The 21164-nt window shown below is 66.6% G+C and carries 26 protein-coding genes and 1 tRNA gene; 25 read left to right on the top strand and 2 right to left on the bottom strand.

All coding sequences use genetic code 11. The features are described 5' to 3' along the window. Positions 1-13 precede the first annotated feature (13 nt). From L1081_RS13005 to L1081_RS12955, 11 genes are all read left to right on the top strand, one after another. The gene (locus L1081_RS13005; protein WP_489412589.1) at positions 14-1339 is read left to right on the top strand and encodes a Rieske 2Fe-2S domain-containing protein; all 1326 of its coding nucleotides are present in this window, start codon (positions 14-16) and stop codon (positions 1337-1339) included. Continuing rightward, positions 1336-1803, top strand: coding sequence for an aromatic-ring-hydroxylating dioxygenase subunit beta (locus L1081_RS13000; RefSeq protein ID WP_489412588.1), 468 nt, complete (start codon positions 1336-1338; stop codon positions 1801-1803). Before L1081_RS13005 ends, L1081_RS13000 begins: the two co-directional genes overlap by 4 nt. A 51-nt stretch (positions 1804-1854) precedes the next feature. Continuing rightward, on the top strand, positions 1855-3018 hold the full coding sequence (locus L1081_RS12995) for an ABC transporter substrate-binding protein (protein ID WP_489412587.1): 1164 nt from the start codon (positions 1855-1857) through the stop codon (positions 3016-3018). A gap of 52 nt (positions 3019-3070) precedes the next feature. Beyond that, positions 3071-4126, top strand: coding sequence for an ABC transporter permease subunit (locus L1081_RS12990; protein ID WP_489412586.1), 1056 nt, complete (start codon positions 3071-3073; stop codon positions 4124-4126). Then, positions 4123-5913 carry an ATP-binding cassette domain-containing protein gene (locus tag L1081_RS12985; protein WP_489412585.1) on the top strand — a complete coding sequence of 597 codons (1791 nt, stop codon included), beginning with the start codon at positions 4123-4125 and terminating at the stop codon, positions 5911-5913. Before L1081_RS12990 ends, L1081_RS12985 begins: the two co-directional genes overlap by 4 nt. An 82-nt stretch (positions 5914-5995) precedes the next feature. Further along, positions 5996-6727 carry an ABC transporter ATP-binding protein gene (locus tag L1081_RS12980; RefSeq protein ID WP_047785234.1) on the top strand — a complete coding sequence of 244 codons (732 nt, stop codon included), beginning with the start codon at positions 5996-5998 and terminating at the stop codon, positions 6725-6727. Then, the gene (locus tag L1081_RS12975) at positions 6717-8321 is read left to right on the top strand and encodes an ATP-dependent acyl-CoA ligase (protein WP_489412584.1); all 1605 of its coding nucleotides are present in this window, start codon (positions 6717-6719) and stop codon (positions 8319-8321) included. The genes L1081_RS12980 and L1081_RS12975 overlap by 11 nt, the downstream gene beginning before the upstream one ends. After that, a complete protein-coding gene (locus tag L1081_RS12970) occupies positions 8318-9079 on the top strand; it encodes a glucose 1-dehydrogenase (protein WP_489412583.1) in 762 nt (253 codons plus the stop codon). Before L1081_RS12975 ends, L1081_RS12970 begins: the two co-directional genes overlap by 4 nt. A gap of 52 nt (positions 9080-9131) precedes the next feature. After that, the gene (locus tag L1081_RS12965; RefSeq protein WP_489412582.1) at positions 9132-9908 is read left to right on the top strand and encodes an SDR family NAD(P)-dependent oxidoreductase; all 777 of its coding nucleotides are present in this window, start codon (positions 9132-9134) and stop codon (positions 9906-9908) included. Next, entirely contained in the window at positions 9908-10435 is a 528-nt protein-coding gene (locus L1081_RS12960; protein WP_489412581.1) for a MarR family transcriptional regulator, read from the top strand. The genes L1081_RS12965 and L1081_RS12960 overlap by 1 nt, the downstream gene beginning before the upstream one ends. Next, on the top strand, positions 10435-10893 hold the full coding sequence (locus tag L1081_RS12955; protein WP_489412580.1) for a thioesterase family protein: 459 nt from the start codon (positions 10435-10437) through the stop codon (positions 10891-10893). The genes L1081_RS12960 and L1081_RS12955 overlap by 1 nt, the downstream gene beginning before the upstream one ends. Before the next feature lie 6 nt (positions 10894-10899). On the opposite strand, the gene L1081_RS12950 is transcribed toward L1081_RS12955, so the two are convergent. Continuing rightward, positions 10900-11298 (bottom strand): hypothetical protein, encoded by a 399-nt coding sequence (locus L1081_RS12950; protein WP_489412579.1) that lies wholly within the window; start codon positions 11296-11298, stop codon positions 10900-10902. A gap of 500 nt (positions 11299-11798) precedes the next feature. Between L1081_RS12950 and L1081_RS12945 the strand changes: the two genes are divergently transcribed. Continuing rightward, positions 11799-12005, top strand: a complete 207-nt coding sequence (locus L1081_RS12945) for a short-chain dehydrogenase (protein ID WP_489412578.1) — start codon at positions 11799-11801, stop codon at positions 12003-12005. Positions 12006-12055: 50 nt separating this feature from the next. Further along, positions 12056-12463, top strand: a complete 408-nt coding sequence (locus L1081_RS12940; RefSeq protein ID WP_489412577.1) for a hypothetical protein — start codon at positions 12056-12058, stop codon at positions 12461-12463. Positions 12464-12517: 54 nt separating this feature from the next. Here the strand turns inward: L1081_RS12940 and L1081_RS12935 are convergent. Then, positions 12518-12593: transfer RNA gene (locus tag L1081_RS12935), tRNA-Lys, on the bottom strand. A gap of 136 nt (positions 12594-12729) precedes the next feature. Between L1081_RS12935 and L1081_RS12930 the strand changes: the two genes are divergently transcribed. From L1081_RS12930 to L1081_RS12875, 12 genes are all read left to right on the top strand, one after another. Next, positions 12730-13437 carry an SDR family NAD(P)-dependent oxidoreductase gene (locus tag L1081_RS12930; RefSeq protein WP_489412576.1) on the top strand — a complete coding sequence of 236 codons (708 nt, stop codon included), beginning with the start codon at positions 12730-12732 and terminating at the stop codon, positions 13435-13437. Between the two features lie 257 nt (positions 13438-13694). After that, positions 13695-13841 carry a hypothetical protein gene (locus tag L1081_RS12925; RefSeq protein WP_164547758.1) on the top strand — a complete coding sequence of 49 codons (147 nt, stop codon included), beginning with the start codon at positions 13695-13697 and terminating at the stop codon, positions 13839-13841. A gap of 10 nt (positions 13842-13851) precedes the next feature. After that, entirely contained in the window at positions 13852-14436 is a 585-nt protein-coding gene (locus tag L1081_RS12920; RefSeq protein WP_489412575.1) for a prepilin peptidase, read from the top strand. 39 nt (positions 14437-14475) lie between these two features. Further along, on the top strand, positions 14476-15318 hold the full coding sequence (cpaB, locus tag L1081_RS12915) for a Flp pilus assembly protein CpaB (RefSeq protein WP_489412574.1): 843 nt from the start codon (positions 14476-14478) through the stop codon (positions 15316-15318). 23 nt (positions 15319-15341) lie between these two features. Then, positions 15342-16847 (top strand): secretin GspD/PilQ domain-containing protein, encoded by a 1506-nt coding sequence (locus L1081_RS12910; protein ID WP_489412573.1) that lies wholly within the window; start codon positions 15342-15344, stop codon positions 16845-16847. Between the two features lie 11 nt (positions 16848-16858). Further along, positions 16859-17137 carry a hypothetical protein gene (locus tag L1081_RS12905; protein WP_489412572.1) on the top strand — a complete coding sequence of 93 codons (279 nt, stop codon included), beginning with the start codon at positions 16859-16861 and terminating at the stop codon, positions 17135-17137. A gap of 132 nt (positions 17138-17269) precedes the next feature. After that, a complete protein-coding gene (locus tag L1081_RS12900; RefSeq protein ID WP_489412571.1) occupies positions 17270-17485 on the top strand; it encodes a Flp family type IVb pilin in 216 nt (71 codons plus the stop codon). 90 nt (positions 17486-17575) lie between these two features. Continuing rightward, entirely contained in the window at positions 17576-17752 is a 177-nt protein-coding gene (locus tag L1081_RS12895; protein WP_489412570.1) for a Flp family type IVb pilin, read from the top strand. Between the two features lie 46 nt (positions 17753-17798). Beyond that, on the top strand, positions 17799-19028 hold the full coding sequence (locus L1081_RS12890; protein ID WP_489412569.1) for a pilus assembly protein TadG-related protein: 1230 nt from the start codon (positions 17799-17801) through the stop codon (positions 19026-19028). Positions 19029-19038: 10 nt separating this feature from the next. Continuing rightward, positions 19039-19497 carry a TadE/TadG family type IV pilus assembly protein gene (locus tag L1081_RS12885; RefSeq protein ID WP_489412568.1) on the top strand — a complete coding sequence of 153 codons (459 nt, stop codon included), beginning with the start codon at positions 19039-19041 and terminating at the stop codon, positions 19495-19497. Continuing rightward, positions 19494-19943 carry a TadE/TadG family type IV pilus assembly protein gene (locus tag L1081_RS12880; RefSeq protein ID WP_489412567.1) on the top strand — a complete coding sequence of 150 codons (450 nt, stop codon included), beginning with the start codon at positions 19494-19496 and terminating at the stop codon, positions 19941-19943. The genes L1081_RS12885 and L1081_RS12880 overlap by 4 nt, the downstream gene beginning before the upstream one ends. Positions 19944-19972: 29 nt before the next feature. Continuing rightward, entirely contained in the window at positions 19973-21124 is a 1152-nt protein-coding gene (locus L1081_RS12875; protein ID WP_489412566.1) for an AAA family ATPase, read from the top strand. Positions 21125-21164 lie beyond the last annotated feature (40 nt).

Raw genomic sequence — 21164 nt, 5'->3', positions numbered from 1 at the left:
CGAGCCCTCGCCGATGACCAGCTACGGCCATCATCCCGACCGCATCGCCGCGCTTGTGCAGGACGACCGCGTGCACCGCGACCTGTACCTGAGCGAGGAGATCTTCGCGCTCGAACAGGAGCACCTTTTCGCGAACACCTGGGTCTATCTGGGCCACGCGAGCCAGGTGCCGGAGCCGGGCGACTTCGTGGCGCAGGACGTTGCGGGCCGGCCGCTGCTCATGGTGCGCCAGCCCGACGGCGCGGTGCACGTCATGTACAACCGCTGCGCCCACAAGGGCACGCAACTCGTGACCGACGAATGCGGCAACACCGGCCGCTTCTTTCGCTGCCCCTACCACGCCTGGACCTACAAGCTCGATGGTGCACCGCTCGGCCTGCCGCTGAAGAACGGCTACGACGGCACGCAGCTCAAGGCCTGCGAGTCGGGCCGGGGGCTCTCTGTGGTGAAGCACGTGAAGGTCTACCGCGACTTCGTCTTCGTGCGGCTCGCGGACAGCGGCCTCTCGTTCGAGGACTACTTCGGCGAGGTGCTCGGCGCCATCGACAACATGGTCGACCGCTCGCCCGAGGGCAGGCTCACGGTTGGCGGTGGCGTGCTGCGCAACATCGTGCACTGCAACTGGAAGATGTACCTCGAGAACATCAACGACACGGTGCATCCGATGTCGACGCACGAGTCGGCCACCAAGGCGGCCGAGGCGCTGTGGGAGGGCCATGCGCCCACCGATCCCAAGCCGATGGCGATGGAGCAGATCCTGCCCTTCGGCTCGGGCTACGAATTCTTCGACAAGATGGGCGGGCGCGTGTTCGCCAACGGCCACAGCGTGCTGGGCGTGAACTTCAGCATCCACTCCAACTATGCGCAGTTGCCCGAGTACGAGGCGGCGATGCACGCTGCGCACGGTGAGGCGCGTGCGGCCGAGATCCTGCAGCGCTCGCCGCAGAACTCGGTCTTCTACCCGAGCCTGTCGGTCAAGGGCTCGCCGCAGGCCATCCGCGTGATCCGCCCGCTGGCCGCGGACCGCACGCTCATCGAAGCCTGGAGCTTCCGCGCAGCGGGTGCGCCCGAACTGCTGTTCGAACGTGCGATGAGCTACAACCGGCTCGTGTTCTCGCCGATGTCGGTGGTCGCGCATGACGACGTGCACCTGTTCGAGAGCATCCAGCAGGGCCTGCGCGCGGGCGGCAACGAATGGGTGAGCCTGCACCGCAATTTCGATGCGGCTGAACTCGCGCAATCGACCCTCACCACCAACGGCACCGACGAATTGCTCATGCGCAACCAGTTCCGCGCCTGGGCGAAGTCGATGGCGGCGGGCATGGAGGCCTCGTCATGAACCGCGATCCGCGCGATTTCGTCGCCCATGAGGCCACACTGCTCGACGAGCGGCGCTTCGACGACTGGCTGGCGCTCTTTGCGGACGACGGCCATTACTGGATACCGCTGCTGGGCGCCGCGCAGGCCGACCCGTTCTCGCACAACTCCCTCGCCTACGAAGACCGGCTGCTGCTGCAACTGCGTGTCGATCGCTTGAAGAACCCGCGCGCCCATTCGCAGCATCCGGCGAGCCATTGCCAGCATGTGTTGCAGCCTTCGCGCATCGAGGTAGAGACGAACGATGCGGCCCGCCTGCGCACGCCTTTTCTCTACGTCGAAGCGCGCGGCGAATCGCAGATCCTTTTGACCGGCACCGCCCGCCACCACCTCGTGCGCACGTCCACGGGATGGGCCGTCCGAGAAAAGCGAATCGACCTGCTCAACGCCGCGCGCCCATTGCCGGCGATCCAGTTGTTCATCTGAGTTTCCCCGTCCATTTTCCATCCATCCATCCATCCTCACCGGAGCTACGACATGAAGAGCCTGATGTTGACCTTGACGCGCGGTGCCCTCGCCGCGGCGCTGACCGCCTGTGGTGTTGCGAGCGTGCTGGCGGCCGACCTCAAGGTCGGCCTGAGCGTGTCGCTGTCGGGGCCCAACTCCTCGCTCGGCGTGCCCTATGCCAAGGGCATGCAGGCCGCGCTGGCCTACAAGCCCGAGATCAATGGCCGCAAGGTGCAGCTCATCGTGCTGGACGACGGCTCCGACCCGACCACTGCCGGGCGCAATGCGCGCAAGCTGATCGAGGAGGACAAGGTCGATGTGCTGATGGGTACCTCGGGCGTGCCGGCCGCCATTGCCATGGCGCAGGTCGGCAAGGAAGCCAAGGTGCCGATGATCGGCCTCACGCCCATCCTGCTCGACGCGAACGAGAACCCGTGGGTCATGACGGTGGCGCAGCCCACGCAGCTGATGATCGATGCGGTGGTCGAGCGCATGAAGCGCAACAACGTCAAGACCGTGGGCTACATCGGCTTCACCGATGCCTGGGGCGACCTGGTCTACAACGCGCTGATGAAGGCCGCGCCCGAGGCCGGCATCAAGGTGGTGAGCAACGAGCGCTATGCGCGCGCCGACGCCTCGGTGACCGGGCAGGTGCTGAAGATCGTCGCGCTGCGGCCCGATGCGGTGATGACCGGCGGCGCCGGAACGCCGGGCGCGCTGCCGTTTCTTGCACTGCAGGAGCGCGGCTACAAGGGCGGCGTGTACGGCCAGCACGGGCTGATCAACCCCGACTTCGTGCGCGTGGTCGGTGCCTCGGGGCAGAACGCGCTGATGCCCACCGGCCCGGTGATCGTGGCCGAGCAGCTGCCCGACAGCCACCCGACCAAGAAGATCGCGACCGATTTCCGCGCCGTGTTCCAGAAGGTCAACAACGCGCCCACCAGCGATGCCTTCTCGGCCTATTCCTTCGATGGCTGGCTGGTGTTTGCCGATGCTGCATCGCGCGCCATGAAGAAGGCCGAGCCGGGCACCGCCGAGTTCCGTGTCGCATTGCGCGATGCCATCTTCAGCACCAGGGAAGTGGTCGGCACGCACGGCGTCTACAGCTTCAAGCCCGGCAGCCTCTACGGCGTGGACGAACGCGCGCGTGTCATCGTCAAGCTCGACAACGGCCAATGGAAGCTCGCACCTTGAACCATCCCATGCAAGCAACAACAACGACAACGATATTGCCAAGGGCTTTTCTATGACATGGGACGTGGCGCTGATTCTCGTCACCGATGGCCTGGCCAACGGTGCCGTCTATCTGCTGGCAGGGCTCGGGCTGGTGCTGATCTTTTCCGTCACGCGGGTGGTGTTCGTGCCGTTCGGCGACATCGCGGCCTTCGCGGCCCTGTCGCTCGCGGCCTTCGAGACCGGCCGCGTGCCGCCGACCATCGGCATGGTCGCCGTGCTTGCGGCGCTCGCGCTGGCGACGGAAATCGGCAGCCTGCTGCGGCGCGGCGAGGCCGCGCGCATTCCCAAGGCGGTGCTGATGTGGGGCGTGCTGCCGGCCATTCCGTGTGTGCTGGCCTGGCTGGCGGCACGGCCCGGCGTGCCGGTGGCGGTGCACATTGCCGTGGCGGTGCTGCTGGTGGTGCCCATTGCGCCGCTGCTCGCGCGGGTGGTGTTCCAGCCAATCGCGGACGCCTCGGTGCTGGTGCTGTTGATCGTGTCGCTGGCGCTGCACTTCCTGCTGTCGGGCCTGGGACTCCTGTTCTTCGGACCCGAGGGTTCGCGCACCACGCCGCTCACCAGCGCGGTGTTCACGCTGGGCGACGGCTTCACGGTCAGCGGCCAGGTGGTGCTGATGGTGGGCGCGGCCATCGTGCTGAGCGGCCTTTTCTTCCTGGTGTTCGAGCGCACGGTGGCCGGCAAGGCGCTGCGCGCCACGGCCGTCAACCGGGTGGGCGCGCGGCTGGTGGGCATCCGGCCGGTGCGCACGGCGCTGCTGGCCTATGGCTGCGCCTCGCTGCTGGCCGGGCTCATCGGCGTGCTGATCGCGCCGGTGACCACCATGTACTACGACTCGGGCTTCATCATCGGCCTGAAGGCCTTCGTGGCCGCGATCATCGGCGGGCTCGTGAGCTATCCGATGACGGCCGTGGGTGCGCTCGCGGTCGGCGTGGTGGAAAGCTTCGCCTCGTTCTGGAGCGGAGCGCTGAAGGACGTGATCGTGTTCAGCCTGCTCATACCGGTGCTCATGCTGCGGTCGTTCATGGCCGCGCACTCCGAAGAGGAAGACGACGAGGTGGAGCAATGAACGGCAACCGAAAACGCATGATGTGGATCGCCGCGGTGGTCGCCGTGCTGGCCCTGGTGCCGGCGATGGCGGGCAGCTTCACGGTCTCGCTGCTCAACGACATCGGCATCGGCGCGCTGGTGGCGCTCGGGCTGGTGCTGCTCACCGGCGTGGGCGGCGCGACCTCGTTCGGGCAGGCGGCCTTCGTCGGCATCGCGGCCTATGCGACGGCCTGGCTCACCACCACGCAGGGCCTGTCGCCGTGGATCGGCCTCTTGTTCGCGCTGCTGCTCACGGGCCTGTCGGCGCTGGCCATCGGCATGCTGACGCTGCGGCTGGGTGGGCACTTCCTGCCGCTGAGCACCATCGCCTGGGGCCTGTCGATTGCGATGCTGTTCGGCAACGTCGATGCGCTCGGACGCCACACGGGCCTGTCGAACATTCCAGCGCTGCAGATCGCAGGCTGGTCGCTGGCCGATCCGCGTTCGATGTACTACCTGATCTGGGTGGTGGTCGGGCTGGCCTGCCTGTTCAGCCACAACCTGCTGCAGTCGCGGCCGGGGCGCGCGATCCGCGGACTGCGCGGCGGTGCCACGCTGCTCGCGAGCGTGGGGGCCGACGCCTACCGCGTGCGGCTCACGCTGTTTGTCACGGCGGCTCTCTTCGCGGGGCTGGCGGGCTGGCTCTATGCGCACATGAACCGGTTCGTGAGCCCTTCGCCCTTCGACGTGCGCGCGAGCATCGAATACCTGCTGATGGCGGTGGCCGGCGGGCTCGGGCAGCTGGCGGGCGCGCTGGTGGGCGCCGCGCTGGTGCTGGTGCTGAAGAACGGCCTGCAGGACGTGCTGCCGATCCTCACGCAGCGCGCAGGCCAGCTGGAGGCCGTGGCTTTTGCGACGCTCTTCATTTTGCTGCTGCACTTTGCGCGCGGCGGGCTCATGGGCCTGCTGCGGCGCTGGACGCGCCGCCGCGCCGGCGCACCGGGCGCTGCGTCGCGCCACGAAGCGCCCGCGGTCGATCCGCTGCCGCACCGCCAGCTGCCCGCGCGCGGCACGCAGGTGCTGTCGGTGAAGGGGGCGGTCAAGCGCTTCGGCGGGCTGGTGGCGGTCAACGATGTGAGCTTCGAGGTGAATGCTGGCGAGATCGTCGGCCTGATCGGGCCCAACGGCGCGGGCAAGTCGACCATGTTCAACCTGCTGACCTGCACGCTGCCGATGACCTCGGGCCAGGTGCGCTTCCTCGACCACGACATCGCCGGCATGCCGCAGCGGCAGGTGGCGCGGCTGGGCCTGGCGCGCACCTTCCAGCACGTGAAGCTCAGGCCGCACATGAGCCTGCTCGACAACGTGGCGCTGGGCGCGCATTCGCGCACCCGCTCGGGCATCCTGAAGGCCGGCCTGCGGCTCGACCGCGGGGAAGAGAGGCAGATCCTGCAGGAAGCGCAGCGCCAGCTCGACCGCATCGGCCTGGGCGACCGCGCGCACGAGCTCGCGGGCAGCCTGCCGCTGGGCACGCAGCGCATCCTGGAAATCGCACGTGCGCTGGCCGCCGACCCGGTGCTGCTGGTGCTCGACGAGCCCGCGGCGGGCCTGCGCCGCAAGGAAAAGATGGCGCTCGGCGACCTGCTGCGCAAGCTGCGCGAGGAGGGCGTGACCATCCTCATCGTCGAGCACGACATGGACTTCGTGATGAAACTGGTGGACCGGCTGGTGGTGATGAACTTCGGCTCCAAGCTCGTGGAGGGCGTGCCGTCGGCGGTGCGCGCCGACGAGCGCGTGCAGGCGGCTTACCTGGGGAGCGTTGTATGAGCGCCGCACGGCCGGCCGAAGGCGCGGGCCCCCTTCAGGGGGTGCGCGAAGTACACGAAGTGACAAGCCTGGGGGTGACGAAATGACCGCAATGCTGGAGATCGGCGACCTGCATGTCTCGTACGGGCAGGTCGAGGCAGTGCGCGGCGTGTCGCTCGACCTGCAGCCGGGCCAGATCATCTCGGTGATCGGGCCCAACGGCGCGGGCAAGACCACGCTGCTCGCGGCCGCCATGGGGCTGCTGCCGTGCAAGGGCACGCTGCGCTTCGAGGGTGAAGACCTGCAGGGCCTCGACGTGGAGGCGCGCGTGGAGCGCGGCCTGTGCCTGGTGCCCGAGAAGCGCGAGCTGTTCGGCGAGCTCACCGTGCTCGACAACCTGCAGCTCGGCGCCTATGCCAAGCGGCTGCGCAGCGATGCGATGAAGCGCCAGCTGCAATCGGTGTACGACCGCTTTCCGCGCCTGGCCGAGCGCCGCTCGCAGCGCGCCGACACGCTCTCGGGCGGCGAGCGGCAGATGCTCGCAGTGGGCCGTGCCCTGATGTCCGCGCCACGCCTGCTGATGCTCGACGAGCCCAGCCTCGGGCTCGCGCCGCTGATCGTGCGCGATATTCTTTCCATCGTTCGCAAGCTGCGCGAGGACGGTGTCTCGATCCTGCTGGTGGAGCAAAACGCGCGCGCTGCGCTCGAAACCTCGGACCATGGCTACGTGCTGGAAACCGGCGAAATCGCGCTGTCGGGCGCATCGGGCGAACTGGCGAGCGATCCGCGGGTGCAGGCCACCTACCTCGGCGGAGGCACGCACGATGACGAGTGAAGCGCGCGCGCTGCCGCCGCACCAGCGCACGCTGCCCGCGATGCTGCAGCGGCAGTCGGAACGCTTCGCCGCTCGTCCGTTGCTGCGTATCGCGGGCCGGCAGTGGACGCATGGCGACGCGGCCGAGGCGGCTGCAGTGCGTGCCGGCGCACTGGCCGAGGCCGGCGTGGCGCGCGGCGATCGCATCGCGGTGATGTGCGGCAACCGCATCGAGTTTCTCGAAATCTTTCTGGGCGCGGGCTGGCTTGGCGCATCGGTGGTACCGGTCAACACCGCGTCGATGGGGCCGCAGATCGAATACTTCCTTGCCAACAGCGAGGCGAAGCTGCTGGTGATCGAGGCGGGTTTTCTCGAACGGCTGGAGGCGGCCGACCTGGGGCGCACCTCCCTGCGCGAGCTCTGGATCGTCGGCGAAGCGCCTGCTTCATGGACGCCGCCCGCGGGTGTTCGCGCCTCCAGCTACCCGGAAGGCGCGCAGGCCATCGTGCCCGCCGCGGTGCAGCCCGGCGATCCGCTCGCCATCCTCTACACCTCCGGCACCACCGGCCCGGCCAAGGGCGTGGTTTGCCCGCATGCGCAGTACTTTTGGTGGGGTGTGAACAGCGCCGAGGTGCTCGGCCTCGGCTGCGACGACGTGCTGTGCACCACGCTGCCGCTGTTCCACATCAATGCGCTCAACACCTTCGCGCAGGCCGCGCTGACCGGGGCCGAGGTGGTGTTCGAATCACGCTTCTCGGCCTCGGGCTTCTGGCCGTCGATGCGCGCCAATGGGGCGACCGTGGTCTATCTGCTGGGCGCGATGGTGCCCATCCTGCTTGCCCAGCCCGAGGGCGAAGGCGAGCGCGATCACCGCGTGCGCATCGGACTCGGGCCGGGCGTGCCGTCGGCGGCCGGGCAGGCCTTCAGGGCGCGCACCGGCGTGGCGCTGCTCGAAGGCTATGGATCGACCGAGACCAACTTCGCGATCGCCACTGCACCGGATTCGCCGCGCGGCGGCGTCATGGGCTGGCTGCGCCCCGGCTTCCAGGCGCGCGTGGCCGATGAAGGCGATGTGGAGCTGCCCGCAGGCGAGGCCGGCGAACTGCTGCTGCGCGCGGACGAGCCGCATGCCTTTGCGAGCGGCTACTTCAACATGCCCGAGAAGACGGTCGAGGCCTGGCGCAACCTCTGGTTCCATACCGGCGACCGCGTGGTGCGCGATGCCGATGGCGCCTTTCGCTTTGTCGACCGCATCAAGGACGCGATCCGCAGGCGCGGCGAAAACATTTCGTCGTTCGAGGTCGAACAGGTGCTGCTGAGCCACCCCGGCGTAGCTTCGTGCGCCGTGTACCCGGTGCAATCCGAACTGGCCGAGGACGAGGTGATGGCCGCGCTGGTGCCGCGCGAGGGCGAGCGCATCGATCCGACCGAACTGGCGCGCTTCTGCGAGAGCCGCCTGCCGTACTTCGCGGTGCCGCGCTACATCGACGTGCTGGCCGACTTGCCGCGCACCGAGAACGGCAAGGTGCAGAAGTTCAAGCTGCGCGAGCGCGGAGTCGGCGAACAGACCTGGGACGGGCGGCCTGCCGTGCGTCCTCCGGCCAGGGCGGCATGAGTTCCGCGCCGCCGCCGCTTGCCGGTCAGGCCGCGTTCGTGACCGGCGCGGGGCAGGGCCTGGGTGCGGCCATTGCGCGCGGGTTGGCCGAAGCGGGTGCGCGCGTGGTGCTTGCGGACATCGACCGAAGCAGCGCCGAATCGGCGGCAGCAAGCTTGCGCGCGAACGGCGCCGATTGCATCGCAATGGAACTCGACGTGCGCAGCGAGCCGGCATTCGCGCGCTGCTTCGATGCGGCAGTGGCTCGCTTCGGCGCGATCGACGTGCTGGTCAACAATGCCGCGCGCACGCCGTTCACTTCGCTCTGGGACATCACGCCCGACGAGTGGGACGATGTGCTGGCCGTCAACCTGCGCGGCAGTTTCTTCGGCTGCCGCATTGCCGGGCGGCACATGCGCGAGCGCGGGTCCGGGCGCATCGTCAACCTGGCGTCGTTGGCAGGCCAGCAGCCCAGCGCCGCAACCGGTGCGCACTACGCGGCCAGCAAGGCCGCGCTGCTGGCACTGACGCGCAGCTTCGCGCAGGAACTCGCGCCGCACGGCGTCACGGTGAACGCACTGGCCCCGGCAGCGGTTCGCAGCCCCGCGCTCGATGCACGGGACCCGGCGCAGCAGCAGGCGCTGAAGGCCGCCATTCCGCTCGGCCGCTTCGGTGAGGCCGAAGAGGTGGCGGCCGCCCTCGTCTATCTCGCGTCGCCGGCGGCGGCCTTCATGACGGGCGCCACGCTGGACCTCAACGGCGGCCGTTTCATGCGCTGAACAGGCGATGCGCCGCACACGCTAAAATAGTTCAGGACTAAACAATTCAGGTATGCACGCAAATTCATTGACCGGCCGCCATGCCCTCGTCACCGGCGCCGCGCGCGGCATCGGGGCCGAGATTGCCCGCACCCTGGCTGCCGAGGGTGCAACGCTCACGCTGCTGGGGCGAGACCTCGATGCGCTCCAGCGCGTAGCCGCGTCGCTCGCGGGCCAGGGCCACGGCGTTGCCGCGGCCGACGTGGCTGACGCGCAGGCCGTGCAGTCGGCCTTCGCGCTGGCGCGTGCCGAGCGCGGGCCGCTTGCCATCCTCGTCAACAATGCGGGCGCAGCCGAGAGCGCGCCTTTTCTCAAGACCTCGGCCGAGCTCTGGCAGCGCATGCTGTCGGTGAACCTCACCGGCACATTCCTGTGCACGCAGGCCGCGCTGCCCGACATGCTCGAAACCGGCTGGGGCCGCATCGTCAACATCGCCAGCACCGCGGGCCAGAAGGGCTATGCCTACGTCGCAGCCTATGCGGCGGCCAAGCATGGCGTGGTCGGGCTCACGCGCTCGCTCGCGCTCGAGGTGGCGCGCAAGGGCGTCACGGTGAACGCGGTGTGCCCCGGCTACACCGACACGGACATCCTGCGCGCGAGCGTTGCCAACGTGGTGGGCAAGACCGGACGCAGCGAGGCCGATGCGCTGGCCGAGTTCTCCAGCGTCAATCCGCAGCGGCGCATCGTTCAGCCCGCCGAGGTGGCCGACGCGGTGCGCTGGCTCTGCGGCAGCGGCGCTGCATCCGTCACCGGGCAGTCGGTTTCGGTGTCGGGCGGAGAGGTGATGTGATGCGCAACGACGCCTCGCACGCCGCGCTCAGCGATGCCGAGGAACTCGGCCACGAGGCCCGCGCCGGCCGCGAAGACCACGCCATGCTCAGGCTGTGGCTGCGCATGCTCGCAAGCACTACGCAGATCGAAGCCGAGATACGGCGCCGGCTGCGCGAGCGCTTCGGCATTTCGCTGGCGCGCTTCGACTACATGGCCCAGCTCTACCGCTATGAAGAGGGCCTCAAGATGCGCGTGCTGTCGCGCTACCTGATGGTGACCGGAGGCAACGTCACGGGCCTGACCGACGAACTCGAGCGCGACGGCCTGGTGGGGCGCGCCCACAGCCCCGACGACCGCCGCTCGTGGATCGTGAGCCTCACGCCCAAGGGCCGCGCGAGCTTCGAGACCATGGCCAAGGAGCACGAGCAATGGATTCTCGAGATGTTCTCCGGCCTCGACATGAAGACCGTCAGGCAGATGCATGCCCAACTCGGCCAGTTGCGCGTGCACGTGATGCGCAGCGAGCCTGCGGGCGAGGAGGGCTGATGGCGACGAGCACAGGCGAAACCGAAACGCCCCAGGCGGAGTTCCAGCGCGCGCGGATGATCCGCTTTTCCGATTGCGACCCCGCGGGCATCGTCTTCTATCCGCAGTACTTCGTGATGCTCAACGGCCTTGTGGAAGACTGGGTAAGCGAAGGGCTCGGCGTCGACTACCACGCGCTCATCAGCGAGCGGCGCATCGGCCTGCCCACGGTGCGGCTCGAGGCCGACTTTCGCGCCGTGAGCCGCATGGGCGACCGCGTCACGCTGGGCCTTGCCGTGGAGCGGCTGGGCTCGCGCTCCATGGCGCTTGCGCTGCGCTGCTTCGACCCCGCCAGCGGTGAGCCGCGCATGCAGGTCAAGCAGGTGCTCGTGACCACTTCGCTCGAGAGCCATCGCGCTGTGGAAATTCCGCAAGACCTGCGCACGGCCATCCTGCGCGGCGCGCCCGCGCTCGCCTGAAGCGCATCAGGGCGGCGGCGGCGGCTCGTCGCCGGGCGCGCGCGCCGCGCGCTGCCTGAGCCAGCCGCTGAGTTCCCTTTTTCCCTTGGCATTGGCCTGCCGCCAGGCCGCGCGCGCGGCCGCGATGAAGCGCTCTTCGGCCGCATCGGGCACTTCCGAGGGCCGGTCTTCCTTGTCGAGCCAGCCCGCCTCCACCTCGCAATGCTGCTCGATCTGCCGTGCCAGGTTGTCGCCGATGGGCCGGGAACTCTTGATCTGGCTCCACATGCTGGGGGAGATCTCGATCTTCCTGGCAAAGGCCTGGTCCAGTCCCTTGGCGGGCAGGCCGGCTGCAATGGCCCCTTCGAGAAAGCGGCGGTGCAGCGCAAGAACATTGCGGCGACGCGCGACGGTGGTATTGGGCACTGTTTGAAAAGAACAACAACGAGACAGGGAAAGATTGTCCCGGTTGTTGACGCTCTCGTAAACACTATTTACAGTTCGGCTCATTCGCGGTTTCGGCCGCGCCAAAGAAAAGCTTAGACCAGGAACCATCGTGACCACCGCCGCACTGAACCTCACCAGCATTCGACCCGCTTCGGGCCGATCGCTCGTGCGCGTTGCAGCGTTCAAAGGTCAGACGCCCCCGGGCGGAGGTTGCGCTTAGAACGCACTTCCCCAGCTCTCTTCACCAGAGGCCCGGACACCGCAAGGTTCCGGGCCTTTTGTTTTTTTGTTTTGCCATTTCGGGTGTGCCTTCGCCACACCGCCAGTTTCCAGCCGCGTGGACGGCCTGGCGGGATGTGCAGGAAAGTGGACCGTTCCTGTGCGGCGACGTCGTACGGGGCAGCACCTGAGGGTGCTGTCCGTCGCGCGAGGACACAACCGAAATGGAAAGCTAAACGCCCTCAACCCAAGGAGTCATCATGCGCAAGCGCAGCAACACCCCCATCCGGATGATCGCGGTCCGTCCGGCGCAGCCGCGCCGCCGCATGGCGTGGGCGCTTGCGCAGCGCCTGGGCATCGGCGCGGTGGCCGGGAAGGGCGCACTGGCGCCTTCGCTTGCGCCAACGGACCGCAGCCTTGAATATCCCGACCTCGACCAGCGCGTGCGCGAAGTCGGCGAATGGTAGTGGTGCAGGCCATCGATACAGACATGAATGAATGAAGGAGTGACTGCCGCATGGACAACAAGCAAGCCATCATCGAAAGCCTTGCGCGGGCGTTGGAAAGCTGGGTCCGCCATGCGGGCGCCGCCCAGCTCTGGCAGGTGCAGCAGCAAGGCGGCCTGGGGGCGTCCATCGCGGTGGAAGAAGACATCGTGCACGTCCGCGTCGAACTCGGCGGTCCGCGCAACCCGCTGTCGGAACTGGGCCGCACCGATGGGCGGCTGCCCGTGACCGAGGCCTTTCTCGGCAACGGCGCTGCATCGTGGGGCGCACCGCCCCCGCATGGAGACCCGGCGCGCGAGGCCTGGTTCTTGTCGAACGAACTGGCCCAGGAGCATGCGCGCCAATACCTGCTCGCAGAGTTCAGGGAAAAGGAGGAAGTCCTTGCGCGGTTTGTGAAGGCCTGGCTGGACAGCCAATAAAAAAGCCTGCTACCGGTGAGATAGCAGGCTTTTCAGCGTTTCCGCGATGTTGGTTGGTGGGCCCTGAGTGACTCGAACACTCGACCTACGGATTAAGAGTCCGCTGCTCTACCAACTGAGCTAAGAGCCCTTGCACAAAACGTTTTGCGTTTTTTGGCAAGACCGCAAGTATAGCGTAAAAATTCCGAGGCTCAACGATTTTGTGCGCGGCGGGGTTAGCATTCGTCATCATCGACGGGCCACGGCCCTCCAGCAGGAGATATTCCATGACAGACACGACCACCATGTCCCATGTTGTGATCACCGGGGCCGCGGGTGCGCTGGGCCGCGCGGTGGCCCAGCATTTCCTCGAGCAGGGCGCGCGCCTGGCGCTGGTCGACCATCGTGCGGGTCGCCTGGCCGAGGTCTTTCCGGGCCTGGACAATTCGCAGCACCTGCTGCTGGCGGGCGACGTGACCTCGGCGGCCGACATGTCGGAACTCGCGAGCCAGGCGCTCAAGGCCTTCGGCCGCATCGATGCGCTGGTCCACATTGCCGGCGGCTTCGAGATGGGCGAGGCCACGCACACGCTCACGCGGGCGAGCTGGGACCGGATGATGAACCTCAACGCCTGGTCCTTCGTGGCGGTGACGCAGGCAGTGCTGCCTTCGATGATCGAGCACGGCGCCGGCCGCATCGTGGCGGTGACGGCCAAGGTGGCGGCGCGCGGCCTGCCGGCCATGGCGGCGTACATCGCGTCGAAGAGCGCGCTGCAGCGCCTGGTCGAGGCCATGGCCGCCGAGGCCGCCCCGCATGGCGTGGCCATCAACAGCGTGGCGCCCAGCGTGCTCGACACGCCGGCCAACCGGCAGGCCATGCCGGACGCCAATCCCGCCGAATGGGTGTCGACCGCGGTCGCGGCGCAGACCATCGGCTTTCTTGCGTCGCCCGCGGCCGCGGCGCTGCATGGGCAGCACCTGACGCTCGACACCTGAGCTGAGGCAAGAGCAGCAGCAAGGGCCCTGGCGGCAACGCCAGGGCCCTTTTTTTGTTCCCTTCGCGCGCCGCTTGCGGGCAGGCGCTTTGTCATGGTTGCGGGCCACGAGGGCGGGGCGCTTGTCTCCCTGGAAAAGGGGCGCACTGCTCATGTGCGCATGCGGCGCGATTTTTACAGTGACTCCACGACAAGACGCTTCGGCCCGACAAGGGGAAGGACGCGGTGCCGGTCGACAACCATCACTGGGGAACACGCATGGAAACGCTCAACCTGCTGCCAAGAAGCTTCATGACCCTGCTGCGCGAGGACGCGGGCATGTCGTTCATGGAAGCCGCGCTCATCGGTTCGCTGGTGGTGGTTGTGTGCCTGCTCCTGCTGCTTGCCGTGCGACGCAGCGCCTGAGGTTCGCACCATGCAGGAATTCGGCGCTTTCCTTGATCTGCTGACGATGCTGGCCTCGGACTTCCGCATGGGCGGGCTCTTCGTGCTGCTGGTGATGGCCGCGGTGAGCGACGTGCGCTTCTACCGCATTCCCAACTGGCTGACCTTCGGCGGCATGGTGTTCGCGATCGTCTACGGCACCTTCGCGGCGCGCACGCCGATGACCGGCGTGCAGAACGCCCTGGGTGGCCTGGGCACCGGCCTCGCGATCATGCTGCCGTTCTATGTGCTCGGGATCATGGGTGCGGGCGACGTCAAGCTGATGGCAATGGTCGGCGCCTTTCTCGGCCCCTATCCGACGCTGCAGGCCATCCTGTTCACTTGCATCGTCGGCGGCTTTGCGGCCGTGGCGGTGGCCATTCACCGTCGCCGCCTGGGCCACATGCTGGCCAACGTCAAGGGTGCCGCGCAGGGCATCGTCGTCTCGGGCATTGCGGGCATACGGCCGAACGGAACGATCGACACGCGGCAATCCATCGGAAAGCTGCCGTACGGCATCTGCATTTGCGTGGGGACGATCGCACAGGTCCTGGCGCATCAGTTGGGCTTCGTCTAGCCCGTCCCGTTCTTCATTTCATCCATGGCGGAGATTCGCATGAAAAACATCAAGGCGCTCGGGCTGCTTCTGCTGGCCCTCCTGACCGGCCTGGCGGCCGCGGTCTACGCAGCGGGCTGGGTCTCCCGGCAGGGTGGAATCGCATCCAACAAGGTGGTGGTGGCCGCCGTCGACATCGAACTGGGCAGCAGGGTCAACCCCCAGATGCTGTCGCTGGTCGACTGGCCGAGCGGCTCGCTGCCGCCCGGTTCGTTCAAGGACGCCAAGTCGCTCGAGGACCGCGTGGTCAAGGTCGGCGTGCTGCGCGGCGAGGCCATCCTGGAAGGCAAGCTCGCGCCGGTCGGCACCAAGGGCGGCCTCTCCGCCGTCATTGCCAGCGGCAAGCGCGCCATGACCGTGCGGGTCAACGACGTGGTCGGTGTGGCGGGCTTTGCGTTGCCGGGCAACTACGTCGACGTGATGGTCAACGCGCAGCAGGACAAGAGCCGCGGCGAGGAGAACCGCCAGATCAGCAAGACCGTGCTTGAAAAGGTGCTGGTGCTGGCGGTGGCGCAGGAGGCCAACCGCGACGAGACAAAACCGAAGGTGGTCAGCGCCGTGACGCTGGAGCTGTCGCTCGAAGACTCCGAAAAGCTCGACCTGGCACGCAGCGTGGGAACCCTCTCGCTGGTGCTGCGCAACCAGATGGACAAGACCACGGTCGCCACCGCGGGCATCACCAAGGGCCAGTTGTTCGGCGAGAAGGAAATCCTGTCGATCTCCACCACCGTGGCAGCGCGGCCGGCCCCAGCGCGCGGGCCGCGTACCGCCCCCGTGGTGCTGCGGCAACCCGAGTGCGTGGAAGTGATCCAGCACGCAGCCCGCTCGCTCACCTGCTTCTGATCACCCGCCTGGAGGAACCGCAAGTGCAACATCTTTCTTCTTCATCCGCCTGGCTGCTGGCGGCGCTCACGACCCTGGCGGCGCCGGGGTTTGCGGCGGAGCCTGCAGCAGCCCCGGCTCCGGCCCTGACCCCGGTCGCGGCGCCGTCGGCGCCCGCGCCGGCCGCCGCACCCGCGATGCGCCGCTGCACGGCCATCATTCCGGACGACCAGCCCACCTACGCGGTGCTGGGCAAGTCGGTGGTCATTCCGCTCAAGGCACGCGTCGCGCGCATCGTGGTCAGCGGGCAGCCGCCGAGCAATGCGCCGGCAGCCGCGGCGCAGCCGGCACAGGCGCCCGCTGCGGCGCGAAACGCCGGCGACGGCGTGGCCGATGTGGACGTAATGCTGCTGAGCCCGAACGATCTCTTCTTCCGCGGCCGCCAGGCTGGCTCGATGAACGTGGTGCTGCAAAACGCCGAGGGCACCTGCTTCATCAAGGACGTCATCGTCACGATCGACCCGGGCGCGCTGCAGTCCAAGCTGGCCGAGCTGATGCCCGAAGAGAGCCGGATTCGTGTGCGCAGCGCCGAGAAGTCCATCGTGCTCACCGGCGAAGTGAGCGACGCGCTCAAGCTCGACGACGTGCTGACCCTGGCCTCGGCCTACGGCGCGGACGGCAAGAAGGTGGTGAACCTGCTGCGCGTCACGGCGCCGCAGCAGGTCATGCTCGAAGTGAAGATCGCCGAGGTCAGCAAGACGCTGCTGGACCGGCTGGGCGCGCGTGTCGGCCTGCTTCGCACAGCCAGCGGCGGGCTCAACACCTATTCGCTGATCTCAGACTTTCTGAGCGGTGGCTCCGGCCTTGTCGAGGCGCTCCGGATCGGCCGTGCGTCCATAGCCATCGACGGCCAGAAAGACGACGGCCTGGTACGCATCCTGGCCGAGCCCAACATCATGTCGATCAGCGGCCAGCAGGCGAGCTTCCTGTCGGGCGGAAAGATCTTCATCCCCGTTTCGCAGAACTCCAACGGTCGCGCCGGCTCGACCATCACACTGGAAGAAAAAGAGTTTGGCATCGGCGTGAAGTTCACGCCCACCGTGCTCAACGGCGGACGGATCAATCTCAAGATGATCTCGGAGGTGTCGGACCTGTCGCAGACGGGATCTCCCTTCACCACCGTGGGCGGCGTCACGGCCGTGCTGCCTTCGCTGACGGTACGCCGCGCAGACACCACCGTGCAGCTCAACGACGGGCAAAGCTTTGTCATCGCGGGGCTCATCAAGAGCAATTCGACCGAAACCGTGAAGCGCTACCCCGGCCTCGGCGAGGTCCCGGTGATGGGGGCGCTGTTCCGCAGCACCGAGTTCCAGAACGACCAGACCGAGCTGATGTTCGTGATCACGCCGCGTCTCGTTCGGCCGCTGGGCGAATCGCCTCGCGTCCCGACCGACAACCACGTGGTTCCAAGCCGCGCCGAGATGTACCTCAACGGAAGTCTCGAAAGCAGCACCCCGGCCCCGGTCGCACCGGCAAGCAATCCCCTGTAAGGAGCATCACCATGTTCAAGTCGACCATTTTTGTGCTGACGCTGCTCGTGGGCACCGGCTGCTCCCACGTCACACCCCACTACGACGCGCGCTTTGGCGATGCCGTACGCGACGCCAAAAGAAAGATGACGCTCAACCCCGATGCCGGCAAGGACGGGAACCCTGTCGTAGGCATGGATGGCCGCGCGGCGCGCGAGTCGATGCTGCAGTACCAGGAGTCCTACAAGAAGCCGCCGCCGGCAGTGAACGTCATCAACATCGGCGGAGCAATTGGCGGTGGCGCCAAGTGACCGCGGATTGCATTACCAACCCCCCCGCTCGGAAAGGAGAACGCCACGAACTGCAACAACTCAATTTCCCAACCTGTTTGATGAACCAACGAAATTCACTCTCGTTTATTTGAACCTTGAAAGGAAAGACTCATGAACAACTTTTTCCAGGCCATCGGCCAATCCACCCGCAGCTTCCTGCGCGACGAAGAGGGCGCTCAGGTCATCGAGTACGCGCTGATCATTGCGGTCGTCTCTATCGCGCTGATCGTCTTGCTGAGAGGGCTCACCGAGGATCCCGCCGGAGGCTTCTCGCTCTTCATCGGTCGCGTTACCACCTGTCTGACTTCAGGGGCCGATTGCATCTAAGTAGCTGGGGCGCGCGAGCTGGGGCATGCCCCACGCTCGCCACCTCGGGTTACTGGCCCGCATTCTTCTCTAAAGAAAAGGAGCAGTCCCATGTTCAAGTCCTTTCTGAAGGAAGAGAGCGGTGCCCAGGTGGTCGAGTACGCGCTGGCTATTGCCGTGATCTCGATCCTGTTGATCATCACGCTGCGACCACTAACAACGGACGCCGGCCTCAGCGATTTCATCGAGCTGGTCCGCACGTGCCTTGGCGGCGTGGAGTGCGACTGAAGCGCCGGGTTTTTCCGAACCGACACCACTGCACAGGAAGCCGATCATGAAAGTTCACACTTCCGACCACCGCCAAGGCGGCGCGGTGATCATCACTGTCGCACTGGTGCTGCTGTTTCTCCTCGGATTCATGGGCATTGCGCTGGACTTTGGCCGGCTCTTCATCGTGAAAACCGAGCTGCAGACCGCCCTGGACAGTTGTGCCCTTTCTGCCGCGCAGGAACTCGACGGCGCCAGCGATGCGTTGACCCGTGCCACCAGCGCAGGCAAGACCGCGGCCGATCTCAACAAGATCAATTTTCAAGGCGCGGCGACCGGCATTGCCGAGACCAACATCGTGTTCAGCGATTCGCTGATCGGCACCTACAGCCATACCTTTACGCCCGTCGACAAAGCCAAATACGCCAAGTGCTTGCACACGAAGTCGGGCATCGCACCATGGATTCTTCATGCGCTGAGCGCGTTCAGTGGAAACGCCACGTATGGGGCATCGAAGAGCGTCGCCGCGGTCGCCGTTGCCACGCGGGCGCCTTCACAGACCAACTGCCTGGTTCCTGTAGGCATCTGCCAGAAATCCACCGCGCCCGGCTGGGGGTTCACGCGGGGTGACTGGATCGAAGGCGTAACCAATAGCAATGACGATGTTGAATCCGGTCAGTTCCGCTGGGTGGATTTTTCCGGCAGCGGTGGCGGGGCGCGCGAGATCAAGGACCTCCTGACGAGCAGCGGGCAATGCGGCCTTCCCGGCATGGAGACGGAGGTCGGCAAGGCGGGCAAGACCAACGGTGCGGTTGCAGCCTGGAATACCCGCTTCGGTATCTATCAGGGCAGCCTCGAGGCCGCGACTGCCGTTCCCGATCAGACCGGGTATGCGTGGTATGCCGACAGCGCTGCCGCCACCAAACCAGGCAGGTATGACGACCCCGGATCGAACGGATTTACCGCCAAGCGCAACGCATTTGCGCCTTACGAAGGGGACAACCAGAACCCCGACACCAAGAACCTCAAGACCCAGGGGAATTTCAGTTCCACCGACTACACCAAGGGCGCCAATCGACGCGTGGTCACGACCGCCGTGATCGAATGCCCATCGATCACGCTCAAGGGCTTTGCCTGCATGCTGATGCTGCATCCGCTGGAGAAGAACGCGAGCGGGAAGAACTCGAAGATGTGGCTCGAGTTCATTGGCGATGCGGAGCTCCCCGGCAGTCCCTGCGCCACCGCAGGTCTGGCCGGCGGCACAAGCGGCCCCAAGGTCCCCACGCTCGTGCAATAGGAGAGATGCCATGAAGAAGAAGCAGAACGGCGTGGCCCTGGTCGAATTTGCCCTGATCCTTCCATTGCTGCTCATCCTGACGTTCATCACGACCGAGTTCGGGCGGGCGCTGTACCAGTACAACACCATCGCGAAATCGCTGCGAGACGCCTCCCGCTATCTGTCCACCCAGGATCCGTCGATCGCAACCACGGATCCCGCCAAGATCACGACCGCCAAGAACCTGGTGGTCTTTGGTAATCCGGCCGGCGGCGTCTCGCCATTGGTCCTGGGCCTCGAAATTTCTCACGTTCCCGATCCGACCTGGCAGTTCAAGGGCAGCGGCCCGGCCATCAATACCGTGACCATCAAGGTCACGGGATACAAGTTCCGCCCGCTCATCACCGGGGCGTTCGGGCTCACCTTCGGCAATGCGGACGGAGACATCCCGTTCGGGGATATCAGCGCCACCATGCGAGGTCAATCATGAATCGAACAAGGCAGACCGGTGCGACCGCGGTGGAGTTCGCGCTGGTCCTGATGCTCTTCCTGACCTTCCTGCTGGGCATCTTGGATTTCGCGCGCATGCTGTGGACGTGGAATGCAGCTGCCGAAGCGACGCGCTGGGGCGCTCGCGCGGCGGTCGTGTGCGACCGAGGCGCCCCCGTCGTGCTTTCCAACATGCAGAAGTTCCTGCCTCAATTGACGGCAGCCAACGTCAGCATCGACTGGTACGACGCGGAAGGCAGCGTCAGCACGACCTGTACCGCCGCCAATTGCAGCGGCGTGAATGTTCGCATCCTCGATCTTGACTACCAGTGGATCTCGCCCATCGGATTCGGAACGCATGCCCCGATCCCGATGCCGAGTTTTTCCACCTACCTGCCGCGCGAAATCATGGGGCAGGACCTGAACAGCGACGCCATCTGCTCCTGATCTGCACTTAACCCTCGAGCCACATCATCATGAAAATCTCCATCATCTCCCCCAACCCCGCCCACCTGCAGGACATGCGCAAGGTGCTGGAGGCCCGCTCCCACGCGGTCTCGGTGTTCGAAGGAGGCAAGAGCCGCATGCAGTGGGTGGTCGAGCAATCGGCGCCGGAGTTGCTGCTGGTGGACGGCATGTGCTGCGACCCCCATGAGGTGGCGATGGTGGAGCAGCTCACGATGCGCCATCCCTCGATTGCGGTGGTGCTGCTGTGCGCGATGCAGACGCCCGAGTTCCTGATTCTTGCCATGCGGTCGGGCGTGCGCGAAGTGCTGCCTTCGCCGCCCGAGCCGGCGGCGCTCGAGGCGGCCGTGGAGCGCATTGCAGTAAAGATGGCCGGCACGCAGGCGCGTGAGATGGGCCAGGTCGTCGCGTTCATGCCCTGCAAGGGAGGCAGCGGTGCCACCTTCCTCGCGACCAACATCGGGCATCAGCTCTCGATGCGGCGCTCGGTGCTGCTGATCGACCTGAACTTGCAGTTCGGCGACGCGCTGTCTTATGTGAGCGACCTGCGGGCGACTTCCACGGTGGCCGACGTGGCGCGCGATATCGGCCGGCTCGATGCCTCGCTGCTCGCCGCAAGCGTGGTGAAGGTTGCGCCGGGTTTCAGCATTCTTGCCGCACCCGAGGACCTTTCGCGCGCCCTGGAGGTCAAGGCCGAGCACATCGATGCCATCCTGCAGGTGGCCGCGGCGCAGTACGACTTTGTGCTGTTCGACCTTGGCCTGCGCATCGACCCGCTCGCCATCCGCGTCATGGACCGCGCGGATCGGATCTTTCCAGTGCTCCAGCCCAGCCTGCCGCACATCCGCAACGTGACGCGCCTCATGCAGGTGTTCAAGTCGCTCGGCTATCCGGCCGGTAAGGTCGAACTGCTGGTCAACCGCAGCGCCGGCGGCACGGAGATCGGCTTGTCCGACATGCGCCGTTCGCTGGGCGGGGCCACGCTGGTCAGCGTGCCCGATGGCGGCAAGGACGTGGACGCCTCGATCAACCGCGGCGTGCCGCTGGCGGAAATGTCCCGGGGCAGCGCGCTCTGCAAGCGGCTCGTGGAAATCGCCCAGACGCTCAGTCCGCGGCAAAAGGAAGCGCCGGGCTTCATCGGCCGGCTCTTTCGCCGGGCCTGACACCCGAATTACGCGCCTACGAATCTTCTTCCTCCAACAG

This window comes from Variovorax sp. MSC1_012 (genome assembly GCF_023667525.1).
GTDB lineage: Bacteria > Pseudomonadota > Gammaproteobacteria > Burkholderiales > Burkholderiaceae_C > Variovorax > Variovorax beijingensis_B.
Note: the sequence above shows the minus strand (reverse complement) of the source record. Positions and strands in the feature narration are given on the sequence as shown.

What these genes read in the sequence shown, in the direction of transcription:
- L1081_RS13005 (WP_489412589.1), top strand. Translation starts at nt 14, where the DNA reads ATGACCAGCTACGGCCATCATCCCGACCGCATCGCCGCGCTTGTGCAG.
- L1081_RS13000 (WP_489412588.1), top strand. Translation starts at nt 1,336, where the DNA reads ATGAACCGCGATCCGCGCGATTTCGTCGCCCATGAGGCCACACTGCTC.
- L1081_RS12995 (WP_489412587.1), top strand. Translation starts at nt 1,855, where the DNA reads ATGAAGAGCCTGATGTTGACCTTGACGCGCGGTGCCCTCGCCGCGGCG.
- L1081_RS12990 (WP_489412586.1), top strand. Translation starts at nt 3,071, where the DNA reads ATGACATGGGACGTGGCGCTGATTCTCGTCACCGATGGCCTGGCCAAC.
- L1081_RS12985 (WP_489412585.1), top strand. Translation starts at nt 4,123, where the DNA reads ATGAACGGCAACCGAAAACGCATGATGTGGATCGCCGCGGTGGTCGCC.
- L1081_RS12980 (WP_047785234.1), top strand. Translation starts at nt 5,996, where the DNA reads ATGACCGCAATGCTGGAGATCGGCGACCTGCATGTCTCGTACGGGCAG.
- L1081_RS12975 (WP_489412584.1), top strand. Translation starts at nt 6,717, where the DNA reads ATGACGAGTGAAGCGCGCGCGCTGCCGCCGCACCAGCGCACGCTGCCC.
- L1081_RS12970 (WP_489412583.1), top strand. Translation starts at nt 8,318, where the DNA reads ATGAGTTCCGCGCCGCCGCCGCTTGCCGGTCAGGCCGCGTTCGTGACC.
- L1081_RS12965 (WP_489412582.1), top strand. Translation starts at nt 9,132, where the DNA reads ATGCACGCAAATTCATTGACCGGCCGCCATGCCCTCGTCACCGGCGCC.
- L1081_RS12960 (WP_489412581.1), top strand. Translation starts at nt 9,908, where the DNA reads ATGCGCAACGACGCCTCGCACGCCGCGCTCAGCGATGCCGAGGAACTC.
- L1081_RS12955 (WP_489412580.1), top strand. Translation starts at nt 10,435, where the DNA reads ATGGCGACGAGCACAGGCGAAACCGAAACGCCCCAGGCGGAGTTCCAG.
- L1081_RS12945 (WP_489412578.1), top strand. Translation starts at nt 11,799, where the DNA reads ATGCGCAAGCGCAGCAACACCCCCATCCGGATGATCGCGGTCCGTCCG.
- L1081_RS12940 (WP_489412577.1), top strand. Translation starts at nt 12,056, where the DNA reads ATGGACAACAAGCAAGCCATCATCGAAAGCCTTGCGCGGGCGTTGGAA.
- L1081_RS12930 (WP_489412576.1), top strand. Translation starts at nt 12,730, where the DNA reads ATGACAGACACGACCACCATGTCCCATGTTGTGATCACCGGGGCCGCG.
- L1081_RS12925 (WP_164547758.1), top strand. Translation starts at nt 13,695, where the DNA reads ATGGAAACGCTCAACCTGCTGCCAAGAAGCTTCATGACCCTGCTGCGC.
- L1081_RS12920 (WP_489412575.1), top strand. Translation starts at nt 13,852, where the DNA reads ATGCAGGAATTCGGCGCTTTCCTTGATCTGCTGACGATGCTGGCCTCG.
- cpaB (WP_489412574.1), top strand. Translation starts at nt 14,476, where the DNA reads ATGAAAAACATCAAGGCGCTCGGGCTGCTTCTGCTGGCCCTCCTGACC.
- L1081_RS12905 (WP_489412572.1), top strand. Translation starts at nt 16,859, where the DNA reads ATGTTCAAGTCGACCATTTTTGTGCTGACGCTGCTCGTGGGCACCGGC.
- L1081_RS12900 (WP_489412571.1), top strand. Translation starts at nt 17,270, where the DNA reads ATGAACAACTTTTTCCAGGCCATCGGCCAATCCACCCGCAGCTTCCTG.
- L1081_RS12895 (WP_489412570.1), top strand. Translation starts at nt 17,576, where the DNA reads ATGTTCAAGTCCTTTCTGAAGGAAGAGAGCGGTGCCCAGGTGGTCGAG.
- L1081_RS12890 (WP_489412569.1), top strand. Translation starts at nt 17,799, where the DNA reads ATGAAAGTTCACACTTCCGACCACCGCCAAGGCGGCGCGGTGATCATC.
- L1081_RS12885 (WP_489412568.1), top strand. Translation starts at nt 19,039, where the DNA reads ATGAAGAAGAAGCAGAACGGCGTGGCCCTGGTCGAATTTGCCCTGATC.
- L1081_RS12880 (WP_489412567.1), top strand. Translation starts at nt 19,494, where the DNA reads ATGAATCGAACAAGGCAGACCGGTGCGACCGCGGTGGAGTTCGCGCTG.
- L1081_RS12875 (WP_489412566.1), top strand. Translation starts at nt 19,973, where the DNA reads ATGAAAATCTCCATCATCTCCCCCAACCCCGCCCACCTGCAGGACATG.